Below are 13112 nucleotides of genomic sequence, written 5' to 3' on the forward strand. Positions count from 1 at the left end.
CCGGGAATATTACCCTGATAGGGACAGGCGGAAGCGGAACGGATAATAATGATGGGATAAGAATGGGAGATGCGGGTTCGACTGTTTCTTCCGTAAATGGAACGATTAGTTTGACAGGTAATGGTGGTGCGGGAACAGGAGAATTTAATGATGGTATTTCTATTGTCGAGGGTAGTGTAGTGACATCCTCCGAAAATGGAAATATCACCCTGACAGGTACAGGCGGAACCGGAACGGATAATAATAGTGGGATAAGACTGGGAGATGCAGGTTCGAGTATCTCTTCAGTCGATGGAGATATTAATCTGACGGGTACAGGTATTGGCATGGGTGACGAAAACTTCGGTATTCTTGTCACAGACGGTGGTGTAGTGGAATCGTTGAGAATCGGAACAATTAGTTTTAAGGGAACGGGTGGAAACGGACAAAATATTAATGGTGGAATCAGGATTGTTGGGACAAATTCTCGTGTTTCTTCAGGTGATGGAAATATTAGCCTAACAGGTACTGGTGGTAATGGTACTGGACAAGAAAATCACGGTGTTTCGATTCAAGAGGGGGCTTTAGTGCAATCAACAGGAACAGGTGCGATTGAAATTACAGGTACAACTGACGCAACCAGTAATGGAGTATTCGGGAACGATGGTATTTCTATTGTCGCTGGCGGCGGCGTAGAATCCACTGGAAGTGGAAACATTACTCTCGTGGGAACAAGTGGACAAGGAACGATGAGTAATGATGGTATTGTCGTTATCGAAGAAAACTCCAGAGTTACCTCAATAAACGGTAATATTTTCCTTCAGGGAACCAGTCAGGGAACTGGAACAAATAATTATGGAATTTGGGTAGGTGGATTTACTGTTTTAGGGTTTGGTGGCGGTGTTGTTCAAACAACCGGGACAGGTAATATTAGTCTAGAAGGAATAGTTAACGGCGCAGATAACACCAGCCAGGGAATTTTAGTTGGAGATGATGGTGGAATTGCCGCTAGCGGATTAGGTAATATAAGTCTCACGGCTAATGAAATCAGGTTAGGAACAATTCAAGGCAATACTCTACTTCAAATCCAACCACTAGACCCTAATTTAGGCATTACAATTGGCAACACGATTAATGATACTCGCTTGAATCTTAATACCAACGAACTCACTAATCTACAAAACGGATTTACTCAACTTATTATCGGAGGCGACAATAACACGGGTGTAATCACATTGGCGGGTGATGCGACATTTAATGACCCCGTTACCTTACAAGCCAATTCGATTAACTACACAAGCGGTACGTTATTCGGAGACGACAACGCCACATTAACGCTATTGGCAAACCAAGATATCAGCACGGGCGATATTTTCAATCCCAGTCGGGACATTAGTTTAACCAGCGATAACAGCACCGTTACTACTGGAAACCTGAATAGTTCTGGAAACAGCGGCGGTAATATCGTAATCCAAGCAGAACAGGCGATTACAACAGGCGAAATTAATACCAGTGGGAGTGTTGGTGATGGCGGTAATGTTATTTTAGACCCCAGTGGCGATATTCAGGTTAGCGTGATTAATGCCCAAGGTGGGAGTAATGGAAACGGCGGTAATGTTGATATCACCACAGAGCGATTTTTCCGGGCTACGAACGATTTTACTGACCAAAATGGGAGTCTTACCAGTATCTCTACAGCAGGCGGAATCGAAGGTGGTGATATTACAATTCGTCACGGGGGCGGTGTGCAAGGAACTCCGTTTGATGTGGGAGATGGAACAACCAATGGGACAAGTGCAGGGATTAGTAGTGGTGAGTTTACGATTTCCCCGTTTGAATCGTTTCCGGGTAGTTTCACGTTAGGAAATATTCAGATTATTACCCCGACAATTACGGGAACTTGTCCACCTTATTGTTCCCAGACTGATGACACTGACGATATCACAAAAGAGAGTGCGATAGTCGCGAGTTCCCCGGTTTTCAATCCAATAGCTGAAGCTGAAGCGGCGTTTACGAATCAATATGAGGAGTATTTGGGGTTAGGGGATACGCCAATTATTACCTTGGCACAAGCCCAAGCCACGTTACAACGAATTGAACGGGTGGCTGGGGTAAAACCTGCGCTGGTTTATGTCATGTTTGTGCCGACAAATGCGTCAGTTAAGCATTTAGGGAAACGCAGAGGAACGCAGAGGGTAGCGCAGAGGTTCGCAGAGGGGGATGGCGGTTTGGTGGCGATGTCTGAGGAGGATTTGTTGTCTTCTTCAGGGGAACAATTCGAGTTGATTTTGGTGACGGCTGAGGGGAAACCGATGCGATTTTCTGTACCGGGGGCGACGCGAGAGAAGGTTTTGAATAGGAGTCAACAATTGCGTCGCGCTGTGACGGATGTGCGGATTCCTCGTCCTTATCTTCCGGTGTCACAACAGCTTTATCAGTGGTTAATTGCCCCTTTGGAAGCGGAGTTGGCGAGTCGAGAGATTAATAATTTGGCGTTTGTTGTGGATGTGGGGTTGCGTTCTTTACCGATGGCGGTTTTGCATGATGGGAATGGGTTTATTTTGGAACGCTATAGTATTGGGTTGATGCCGAGTTTATCGCTGACGGATACCCGCTATGTGGATGTGAGAAATCTGGAGGTGTTGGCAATGGGGGCGTCTGAATTTCAAGATCAAAATCCTTTACCGGCTGTCCCGATTGAGTTGGCGACGATTACTGATAAATTATGGCAGGGTGAATCCTTTCTAAATTATACGTTTACTCCCCAAAGATTGAAAACAGTTCGCAATCGAACCCCGTTTGGTATCCTGCACTTAGCTACCCATGGGGAGTTTAAATCGGGTAAGCCGGAAAACTCATATATCCAGTTTTGGGATACTAGACTATCCTTGAACCAAATTCGAGAATTGGGGTTAAGTAATCCACCTGTGGAACTGATGGTATTAAGCGCCTGTCGTACAGCGTTAGGGAATGAAGAAGCTGAGTTAGGATTTACTGGCTTGGCAGTACAAGCGGGAGTAAAATCAGCGTTGGGTAGTCTCTGGTATGTCAGTGATGACGCGACGTTGGGGTTAATGACTACCTTTTATTCCCAGTTAAAAGAAGTCCCGATTAAAGCTGAAGCATTGCGACAGGCACAGTTAGCGATGATTCGGGGTGAGGTGCGAATAGAAAATGGTCAATTGGTGACTCCGAATTATACGATTCCTTTACCGCCCCAGTTAGCTGATTTACCCGATAGAGAATTGACGCATCCTTATTATTGGAGTGCGTTTACATTAGTGGGAAGTCCGTGGTAAAAATTGGGATAAGCTTAGAAGGAAAAGGGCGGGTTTTGTTTAAAGGTTATCAGTGGGTATCGCAATTAAGCGGCTAAACCCGCCCCTACACCGCATCTACACTTGACTGATTACTTTTTCTTTTTCAAGGCTTGTGAAATCGCACCTTCTAATTCTCGCTTACTCAACTCAGTAACAATAAACACTTCTTGAAAGGTTTTACCAGAGCGAGCTATAATTTTATATCCACCGCGAATGGGTACAGACACTTTTAATTCTAAGCGAGGACGATGACTTCTCGCCCGTCCAATGACAGCCGGCGTAATCGTTTGAATCCCTGTATAGCTAGTGAGACGTTCTAGAACCGGAATCAACCCGGGTAAGTGAGTTGAGTGATTCCAAACCAGTCTACCGCCATTGGACTTACCCATGATAAGTTGTACATCTAAATTGCATATCGATCAGTTTTGTGCAAAATCATTACCCCCTCTCCCAGACGTAGCATTCTACGTCTCTACATTTACGCCGCCTCCAGGGGAGCCATAGTTAATCCAGCCCGACTTAGCTGTTGGTGATAGAGTTCAGCTTGTTCCTGAGGACCAACCCAAACAATGGCTTGACCTTCAAAGTGAACCTGATTCGTCAGTTTCCAAGCGTAATCGCTGCTCATTCCGGGAATATACTTCACCAAGCAGTCATGGACATGCTGAAAGGTGTTGAAATCATCATCGAGAACAATCACCTTATAGTTAGGATAAGGCTTGCGGGTAACTTGACGCGATTTTTCAGGAGCTTGAGTTGGTGCAGCAGATGTCGCTGAACGAGCTGCTGAAATTACCACAGTCATAGGGCTTGTAACAAAATTCTGCTAAAAAATTCAAAAACGTATTATTCTAGTTTACCGCAGTTTGGCATCAGTTACTCATATTCATCACGGAAGTCTACCATAGGGTTCTGCGATCGCAACGTTAAAATCCGTCTGAGGTAAGGGTAGGCGTATTATCCTCAACAGCATCAACCCCATGAGGATAATCACGGTATGCCGTTAACGGTTTAGAATGTTTCATAAATCGGTGGACACAAGTAAAATTAAAGATTGTCAATGGGGGTTTAGGGACAATTGTAGGGGCGGGTTTAGGGAATCAATTCAGCTAGTCACCAATAACTGAACAACAAAACCCGCCCTCCCCACCACTTGAAAAGCGCTGTAAGTGTTGTAGAACGGATAGGAAATCACGCATTCGTAGGGGAGAAGCATTAACATCCAGATTTTTCGATTTTACCTAACCCCTGAATTAGGCAACGCCTCCATCCCATTAGGCGTTTGTAACTTTTGCATAACAAACTCTTGATTAACCAATGCTTGCGGATGAGATGGATTCAATTCTAATGCGGTTTGCAAGGCTTCCAAGGCTTGAGGATATTGCTCTAAAAACCGTAGCGCTATGCCTTTACCTGCCCAAAAATCAGCATTCTCTGCATCGATCGCGATCGCACGATTATAAGTGACTACAGCATCACGGTATTGATTTAATGCCATGAGTGATAACCCCCTATTATACCATGCTGCTGCCAAATCCGGATTAATGCCAATTGCTCGTTCGGCTGCGGTGATCGCCTCTTGATAGCGTTGCAAACGGAAATCTAAGCCACTCAGATTCACCCAAATCTCTGCCAGAGTCAGAATATTGCCCACGTTCGCATCCCCTAACAGCGCCCGTTGATAAGCAGCACGCGCTTCATTATACTCTCCCAATGTGGTCAGAATTCGGGCATAGTTAAACCAACCCTTCGAGGAATTGGGGTTAATCGCAATCGCCTGTTCTGTCGCCCCTAGCGCCTCTTCAAACCGCCCCATAAACCACAGCGTCGCCCCCCGACTACTCCAGGGATCAGCATAGTCAGGATTGAGTGCTACCGCCCGATTAGCGGATGCCAACGCCTCTTGAAATCGACCTAAACCCGTCAGCGCATCCGCCCGATGACTCCACGCATACGCCGCCCCTTCTTCTCCCCAACGCCCATCTCCCTCTTGAATCGCTTGATCGCAAGCGGCTAAAGCATCTTCGTATTCACTCAGTTGATTCAGCGTGGCACATTGATTGGCTAAGGCTAACGAATAATCGGGACTAATTTTCAGCGCCCATTCCTGAGAGGTTAACGCTTCACCCAGTTGACCAATAATGAGTAAAACTTTACCTTGTTCTGTCCAAGCGGTTGCATCCTTGGGGTCAATCGCCAGGGCTTGATCATAAGACTCTAGAGCGGCGTCATACCGTCTCAACTGAGCCAGAATTTTACCACGATTCGTCCACGCGATCGCGGGAGTGCGATTTCCCCAATCCCCATTCACTTGTAATGCTCGTTCACAGGAATTGAGGGCATCATACGTCTGATCAAATTGGGACAATAACAGACAGCGTTGCGCCCAAGCCAGGGAATAATTGGGATTACTTTGAACCGCTAAATCAAAAGAAAATAGCGCCTTTTCTCGTTCGGCTTGTCCCCAAAGAGCTAACCCTTGATGATACAACGCATAAGCTCGTGTCACCTCATCCCAGTTTTCATCAAGTTGCAACGCTGTTTCACAGTCAGTGATTGCGGCTTCATAGTTTGCCAACTGGATATTTGCCGCGCAGCGCTTTGCCCAAGCTTCAGAATGTCTCGGTTCTAGGCGAATCACCTGCCCATAAGAGGCGGCGGCTTCGGCATAATTATCTAATGCCCGTTGAATATCACCTCGATCAATCCAGGCTTGAGGTTCATTAGGATTCAACGCGATCGCTTGATCACAGGCTTCTAGGGCTTCTTCATAGTTTTTCGCCTCTTTTTGGGAAGCACAGAGGTTAGCCCAGTAACTAAAATCTTGTAACTGTAATCCCTCTTCACCTTGAGCGTTTAGACTCTGGGAGGAGGATACAGTTACCCATAAAAAGGTACTTAGAAAAATAGAAATAATTTTGTTATTTGTCATTCGTCAAAACACTGATTTCGCAGATTTATTGGAGAGATAGGGGTAGGGGGTGAGAGGTTGGTCACACTGATTACACGGAAAGGTTATTTCTCTCATCTAGAGAGAGAGGATGATGACGATTTTCAAGCACCTGAACGTCCCTACAAGTGTCTCTTTCTTCCCCATCTTCCCTATTGCCTATTGCCCATTGCCCATTGCCCATTCCCCATGACACCTATTTCCGACAATTATCACAATGTCCACATTTTAATCCCATCGCCTCCTTTTTAAACCCAAACGCCTTGAGTAAAAACTGCCAACGACATTGGCGAGTTGTCAGGTATTGTGTCATCAGTTTCTGTACCTGAACTTGGTGAGAACTTAATTGAGCCAAAGCGCGGGAATCGGGGGATGGGTGTTTGTGATAGTGAAAGGGATCTTGCCATTCCAATTGTTCCGCACTGTGGAGCAGGGCTAATGCGACTTCACCCTGACGAAATTCCTGGGAGACGGCGGCGACATTCCCCTGTTCAGGTAGCTTTTTGACTAAGCGTTGTGCCTGTTGGTATTGCGATCGCATCTGATCGACAAAAAACTGACGCTTTTGCTTATCCTCTGAATTTAACCACCCCGTCGGCTCACTGATCAACGTCAGCGCGTCGGCGGGTTTGCCATCGCGTCCACCGCGACCGACTTCTTGGATATATTCTGATAATAATTGGGGAGGCTGAAAATGTACCACCCAACGCACATCAGGCTTATTGATGCCCATCCCAAAGGCGCAGGTACACACCACAAATTGGGTTTTGCCACTCAGCCAACTCTGTTCAATCTCTCGCCGTTCTTGGGAACTTAACCCGGCGTGATAGGCGGTTGTCGCATACCCCCGTTCCCCAAACCATTGGGCTAATTCCTCGCCATCTCGCCGCGAACGGACATAAACTAACCCCGATTGCCGATTTCTGGCTTGGATGAAGCGTAACATCTTCTGGCGGCGTCCCCGTGGTGTCCAGACAATTTGCACGTCTAGGTTAAGATTTTGGCGATAGGGACTGATTAAAAAGGCTTGGGGATGTTGTAATTGCAACACCTTACTGATGGTGTCTTGGGCGCTGGGATCAGCCGTCGCCGTAAATGCGGCGATCGGGATTTGGCTGCCGGGTGGCTTAGACTTGAGTAGGGTGGGTCGTACTGCCCCTAGGCGTCGATACGCGGGTCTAAAGGTATCACCCCATTGAACCAGACAATGTGCCTCATCGAGAATTAATCCATTAATTTTTAGATGGGGCTGAGAGAGTCGTTCCCAAACGGGCGCACTTAATAGGGTTTCTGGGGAGAGGTAAAGTAATCGGAGTTCCTGGTTTTCTAGGGCTTGCAGGGTTTTTCGGCGTTGTTGTTGGGTTAATTGACTATGTAACAGGGCGGCGGGTAAGTTGCGATCGCGTAATTCCTGTACCTGATTTTCCATTAGAGCAACTAACGGGGAAATCACCAAGGTTAATCCGGTTTGTAAGAGGGCGGGAAGTTGAAAACAAATTGATTTTCCCCCACCTGTCGGTAACACAATCAGTGCATCTCGCCCTTCCAAAATACTCCGAATAATCTCACCTTGAGGCGGACGGAAATTATCATATCCCCATATTTTTTTAAAGGCGATGCGGACATCGTTCCAGGATGTGGTTTCGGTCATGCTCATGGGTATGCAGATAGGTTAGGGACAGGTGTAGATATCTGAACCTGATACTTGTTTGTCTTTAAACGTTAATTTTTACTGACTAAGGGAACAATGGTTTAGGATTCCCTAGTCAATCACTACCCTAGCATAAGCCTGTTTCAAGCAAATCTTATCAAGTTGGCTTAAATTTTTTGTTAAAACTATTCTAAAAATCAGAGCAATAAAGCTTAATTATTTTTTAAGGTTAATGGTTGTTTTGTATGTCAATAAAGGTTAGTCCGGAAGCGTTTCTCGCCGCCTATAGCGATTATATAGTGATTGTAGGGATAACCGAGGCGGATATCCAGGACTTAGACCATTATCCGATAAGCGATCGCCCAAGCTATTCTACCCTGATAAAATACCGAAGCTCCTGATCGCGCGATCGCACTCAAGGTTTCCGCCAACTCCTCCTGTACCAACCGTTCCCCCACCCCTGCATCTATCGCATTTCCCCCGACAGTAAAATTTCTTGTCCCACCCGTGACGCTTCTTGATGCGCCGTCACCACCATCCCCCGTTCCCCCTTCACCGCTTCCGTCTGTTGGGGATAACAGGGAAACAGCCGACAACTCGTCCAACTAAGTATCCCATAGAGACAGAAAGCCAGAGAATTATTTGAGCAAGCTGAAGCAATTAAACGAGAAATCGGGATAGATTAGAAAAAGCGCGATCGCGCGAAGCGCACCAGCAAAGCTGATCGCACACCCTAACGCTTAATATACTCTCAAGTCCAACCCAAATAACCGAATCATGAAGCGTCCAGGGATCATCCTCACCCTACTGGGAAATACCCGGAAGTTCAATCTCTATTGTGACCCCGAATTTAACTCTAACCCCAGGGGGAGGACTATTCACATCAACCTATAGTACAGCACCAGCCGGAGATTTAAGCCTGACGAATGACGATCCCTACCGTTAACTTTAATTTTTCCCACCAACTTAAACAGCTTCTTTGATTACTTCTAGCTTTTGATCGACTTGTTTCAGTGCTATTTCTAGATCCGTGGTTAGCTGTTGAGCGCCTTTTTTAGCTGACTGGTTGCAATACTTGGCGACATCTAAAGCAGATCCAATCTGAATGTCAATATCAGAACCCCACTGAGGAACAGGGTCACTATAACGGATGCTAACGGGTACAATTTTCAATCCCAAACCTGGTTGATTGGATTCGGCTTGCAGGGCAATTCGTGCCATACCGGGTTTCAGTGGATTAACGTCACCATGACGAAAAATATTACCTTCGGGAAACATCACCAGGGCTTCGCCACGACGCAGGAGTTCAACACTATGCCGGATACTGCTGATTCCCGGGTGTTTCGTATTCACCGGAAACCCACCCAGGCGGCGGATAAACCAGCCTTGTAATCCTTTCATTTCATCTTGCGACACCATAAATCGCAAATCCCTTCCTGTGACAGGTTTGCCAGCGGCATAAGCCATGGTTAATCCATCCCAACGCGATCGATGGGTGGGTGCTAAAATAACCGGACCGGTTTTGGGAATGTTGTCTTGTCCCGTCACTTGCAGCCGCCCAAAATAAAGGGGCATGAGGATACGACGCCCCAACGGATAGAAGATTGAGGTTAACCAAGGGGATACATTGGAGTTGACGGGAACTATTTTGGCGGAATTGACCGTCTTTGAATCAGGCTTGTCCAAGGTTGAGGGAGTTTGGTTCTGTTCACGGGATTGGAGTTGCATCATAAGGGATTGGGTTTTTTGTGTTTCGACTCTCCACTCTTACCTTATGAGGTCTGACTACCCCTGTCGTCTACTGAAGGGACAGTTCTGTTAATGTCATGGTTAAGCGTTGATTGTAGATCGCGCTGGCGTCGTTGGGCAAACCAGGATTTCAGATACTCTCGACATTCGGTTTCCATAATCCCCGCTAAGACAGGTAAGCGATGGTTGGAGTAGGCGCTATCAGGACTATTGGCAACGGTGCGGATTGTGCCAGTTTTTGGGTCATCTGCACCATACACCAGCAACCCTAGCCGCGCCAAGATAATCGCCCCAGAACACATGGCGCAGGGTTCTAAGGTGACATAAAGGGTGCAGGTGTTTAAATGCCAAGTATTTAAAGCTTGTCCGGCTGCACGTAGGGCGAGGATTTCCGCGTGGGCGGTGGGATCGCGATCGCGTTCTCGCCGATTTTCTCCGGTAGCGATGAGGTTATCCTGATTATCAATAATCACTGCACCAACGGGGACTTCCCCCGCTTCACCCGCCGATTGTGCGATCGCGAGGGACCTGTTCATCCAGTGGCGATGCTTTTGATAGGCAACTTGATTAATGGGCGGTAACATTTAGAGTAGATATATGAAGAAACTTTAAAACCCCCCTTGACAAATTTACTCTAATGGGAACTAAAAGCGTGTACTCTCAGCATCAATTGAGTCATTCAGCGTCTGCGGCTCCCCTAGCTTCCCAGACGCGCCATGGCGCGTCTCTACATGCTTCCCCTCACCACAATACTTATTCAGCCAGTCCTAACTATTGGGGTTTTCTGGTGCTGTGGATTATTTTACTTGTACCGTCTCTCACGGGATGTGGGAATAGTCCCAAGACAGAAGCAGGGGCGCAACCCAACCCCCCTGGTGCAGAAGAGAAAACCAGTACCGCCGTAAATGCCGCGATCGCAGAAACGGGATGGGTGATAGAACCCATAGAGTATAAAGGTAACACTCAACCCCTACGGGATGTCTCCCTGCGCTCTCAAATTGAAGGGCGGGTGTTGAATCTAGCGGTTGATATTGGCGATCGGGTTAAACAAGGACAAATTTTAGCTCAAGTTGACGACGCCTTATTACAAACGGCTGTAACGGAAGCCCAAGCTGAACTCGCCGCCCTCAATTCAGAAGTCGCCCGCGCCCAAACTCAGGTGGGGAATGCCCAAGCCAGGGCAGAACAAGCCCGGTTAGAATTGCAACAAGCTAAAGTTGATGCGACACGACTCCAAAACCTGGCGCAAGAAGGCGCTATTTCTCGACAAGAAGCCGAATTAGCCCAAACCGCCGCCGCCACCGCCCAACAAAACCTGCAAGCCACCCTCAAGCAAATTCGCACGGAACAACAAGCTGTCGCTGCTGCAAAAGAACGAGTTAAGGCGCAGCAAGCTATTTTAGCTGAAAATAAGGAACGTCAATCCTATTCGTTACTCGCCTCCCCGATTAATGGTGTGGTATTAGAACGAGTCACTGAATCGGGGAATCTGGTGACACCGGGAAGTGAACTGCTGAAGTTAGGGGATTTCTCTCAGGTAAAAGTAGAAGTCCAAGTTTCTGATCGAGAATTGGCGAATATTCAGGTGGGACAGTCTGTGACAGTTCATTTAGATGCACTTGCCAATGAATCGTTTTCCGGAAAAGTGACCCGAATTTCGCCAGCAGCAGATAGTGAAGCCTTACAAATTCCCGTAGAAGTCACCATTCCCAATCCGAATCGTCAAATTGGGAGTGGACTTTTAGCCAGAGTTCGCTTCACCCCAAATACCCAAGCCCAAGTCGTAGTTCCGCAAACAGCGTTAGAGGTTGGTGGAGAGTCAGGGCGTGGAGAGACTCAGACGGCGAAAACGACTCAAACCTCAGAGAAAGCAACCGTATTTGTCGTGGTTGAAAATAGGGGTGAATCTATAGTTAAGGCACGTCAAGTAGAAATAAGCGATCGCGCCAAGGGTAGAGTGGCTATTGTATCCGGTTTAAAGCCAGGGGAACGGTTTGTCGTTCGCAGTGATGCACCGTTAAAGGATGGCGATACGGTGCGTTTGAGTATTTTATCAGTAACCCCATAAACCACGGCGATTGAAATCGCTGCTACACAAACAAAGTCCGCCTACGCGGACTAATTTCTAACGGGAGTATTGATCATCATGTCCGGTTAAACACCTTGACAATCTTCCTTCTAGAAGAAGGAAGATTCTATGGAAATTTCGTTCCATATATCCCGATAAACGGGTTCCCAGGCACACGATGTTCGCCTTATATAGCATCGTGTGAATAAAAACACCTGAAACGATGGTACTGCTATATTAGTCCACTTTAGTGGACTTGAGCTATTAGCCCGGAGTTTGAACTCCGGGCTTCGGGCTTCGGGCGGATGTCGGGGCTATTCTCTAACACAACTTGTTGAAAAACACAACCCAATCTAAATAGGTTTTCTCCTCAATCTCTCAAATAGCCTAGTCACAGGCGTTACAGTTAAGAAAATAGGCGCAATCTAAGAAAAAACCATGTCTCAAACCACGATTGAATCGGCTCCTGTTGATTTAGCTCTACCGCCAACCCAGTATGACTTACCCTGTGATGACGATATTCCTATGGAAACTCAGCGACATTTTCTGCAAATGCAAATGCTTAGGGATACTCTTGTCGCGTGGTTGGCTCAACGAGAGGATGGCTATGTTGGCGGTAATATGTTTCTCTATTTCAGTGCAGCTCAAATTAAAAATCAAGACTTTCGTGGTCCTGATGTCTTTGTCGTGTTGGGAGTTCCCAAAGGTGAACGACTTAGCTGGGTTGTGTGGGATGAAGGCAAAGCACCGGATGTTGTTATTGAATTAATTTCTGATAGTACGGCTACCAAAGATAAAACCGAAAAGAAACAAATTTACCAAGACAAAGTGAGAGTCCCGGAATATTTTTGGTACAATCCCTTTGATTCAGAGGATTGGGCGGGATTTAGCTTACAAGGTGGCGTGTATCAACCCATAGACTTGGATGAACAAGGACGATTTGTCAGCCAACTGTTAGGTTTAGCCTTAGTGCGTTGGCAAGGTTCCTATAAAGATATTCAAACAACCTGGCTGCGTTGGGCGACATTAGCAGGAGAGTTGTTACTCACTCCTGAAGAAGAGGCGGCGCAAGCTCAACAGCAAGCTGAACAAGCTCAACAACAAGCTGAACAAGCTCAACAACGAGCCGAACAACTGGCTGAACGTTTACGAGAAATGGGCATTGATCCGGATGAGGTTTGAAAAGACTTAAGCCATGAACTAAAGTTCTGGCTCAAAGCTTAAACCCGTTAAAACGGGTTCAAAGTCTCACCCCGTAGTGTCGTGGCACAGCTAAAATAGGGTTTTGTTTGTAGTAAGCACTTTAGTGCTATAACGCTTAGCTGGAGAGGGCTGAGGTTCCCTCACTACGAACCAATTCTAATTCATCAAATAAGGTGTGCCACGCCAGTAGGG

10 protein-coding genes are annotated in these 13112 nt (G+C 46.7%); 3 read left to right on the forward strand and 7 right to left on the reverse strand.

Annotated elements, in window-relative coordinates; all coding sequences use genetic code 11:
- A partial coding sequence (locus tag RH949_RS27770) for a CHAT domain-containing protein (protein ID WP_446357708.1) occupies positions 1-3278 on the forward strand: 3278 nt, incomplete at its 5' end.
- 110 nt (positions 3279-3388) lie between these two features.
- Here the strand turns inward: RH949_RS27770 and RH949_RS27775 are convergent.
- The 7 genes from RH949_RS27775 to tadA form a co-directional block, all read right to left on the reverse strand.
- Entirely contained in the window at positions 3389-3688 is a 300-nt protein-coding gene (locus RH949_RS27775; RefSeq protein WP_006101256.1) for a DUF2103 domain-containing protein, read from the reverse strand.
- A gap of 89 nt (positions 3689-3777) precedes the next feature.
- Complete coding sequence (gene clpS, locus RH949_RS27780) at positions 3778-4104, reverse strand: ATP-dependent Clp protease adapter ClpS (RefSeq protein ID WP_006101197.1); 327 nt, start codon at positions 4102-4104, stop codon at positions 3778-3780.
- Between the two features lie 432 nt (positions 4105-4536).
- Positions 4537-6231 (reverse strand): tetratricopeptide repeat protein, encoded by a 1695-nt coding sequence (locus RH949_RS27785; RefSeq protein ID WP_446357711.1) that lies wholly within the window; start codon positions 6229-6231, stop codon positions 4537-4539.
- A 214-nt stretch (positions 6232-6445) separates the two neighbouring features.
- Entirely contained in the window at positions 6446-7906 is a 1461-nt protein-coding gene (locus tag RH949_RS27790) for a RecQ family ATP-dependent DNA helicase (protein WP_446357713.1), read from the reverse strand.
- A gap of 329 nt (positions 7907-8235) precedes the next feature.
- Entirely contained in the window at positions 8236-8505 is a 270-nt protein-coding gene (locus RH949_RS27795; RefSeq protein WP_446357715.1) for a gamma-glutamyltransferase, read from the reverse strand.
- A 361-nt stretch (positions 8506-8866) separates the two neighbouring features.
- Positions 8867-9628: a lysophospholipid acyltransferase family protein gene (locus tag RH949_RS27800; RefSeq protein WP_006101049.1), complete on the reverse strand. Its 762-nt coding sequence runs from the start codon at positions 9626-9628 to the stop codon at positions 8867-8869.
- Positions 9629-9672: 44 nt separating this feature from the next.
- Positions 9673-10233 carry a tRNA adenosine(34) deaminase TadA gene (tadA, locus tag RH949_RS27805; protein ID WP_006101246.1) on the reverse strand — a complete coding sequence of 187 codons (561 nt, stop codon included), beginning with the start codon at positions 10231-10233 and terminating at the stop codon, positions 9673-9675.
- Positions 10234-10286: 53 nt separating this feature from the next.
- Here tadA and RH949_RS27810 point away from each other — a divergent pair, with 53 nt between their 5' ends.
- Complete coding sequence (locus RH949_RS27810) at positions 10287-11717, forward strand: efflux RND transporter periplasmic adaptor subunit (RefSeq protein ID WP_446357718.1); 1431 nt, start codon at positions 10287-10289, stop codon at positions 11715-11717.
- Positions 11718-12155: 438 nt separating this feature from the next.
- Positions 12156-12899: a Uma2 family endonuclease gene (locus tag RH949_RS27815; protein WP_006101231.1), complete on the forward strand. Its 744-nt coding sequence runs from the start codon at positions 12156-12158 to the stop codon at positions 12897-12899.
- Positions 12900-13112: the final 213 nt, after the last annotated feature.

This window comes from Coleofasciculus sp. A1-SPW-01, from assembly GCF_040217205.1.
Taxonomy (GTDB): domain Bacteria; phylum Cyanobacteriota; class Cyanobacteriia; order Cyanobacteriales; family Coleofasciculaceae; genus Coleofasciculus; species Coleofasciculus chthonoplastes_A.

Excerpts from the sequence above, each read along its gene's own strand:
- tadA (WP_006101246.1), bottom strand. The coding sequence starts at position 10,233 with ATGTTACCGCCCATTAATCAAGTTGCCTATCAAAAGCATCGCCACTGG.
- RH949_RS27790 (WP_446357713.1), bottom strand. The coding sequence starts at position 7,906 with ATGAGCATGACCGAAACCACATCCTGGAACGATGTCCGCATCGCCTTT.
- RH949_RS27800 (WP_006101049.1), bottom strand. The coding sequence starts at position 9,628 with ATGCAACTCCAATCCCGTGAACAGAACCAAACTCCCTCAACCTTGGAC.
- RH949_RS27810 (WP_446357718.1), top strand. The coding sequence starts at position 10,287 with ATGGGAACTAAAAGCGTGTACTCTCAGCATCAATTGAGTCATTCAGCG.
- clpS (WP_006101197.1), bottom strand. The coding sequence starts at position 4,104 with ATGACTGTGGTAATTTCAGCAGCTCGTTCAGCGACATCTGCTGCACCA.
- RH949_RS27785 (WP_446357711.1), bottom strand. The coding sequence starts at position 6,231 with ATGACAAATAACAAAATTATTTCTATTTTTCTAAGTACCTTTTTATGG.
- RH949_RS27815 (WP_006101231.1), top strand. The coding sequence starts at position 12,156 with ATGTCTCAAACCACGATTGAATCGGCTCCTGTTGATTTAGCTCTACCG.
- RH949_RS27775 (WP_006101256.1), bottom strand. The coding sequence starts at position 3,688 with ATGGGTAAGTCCAATGGCGGTAGACTGGTTTGGAATCACTCAACTCAC.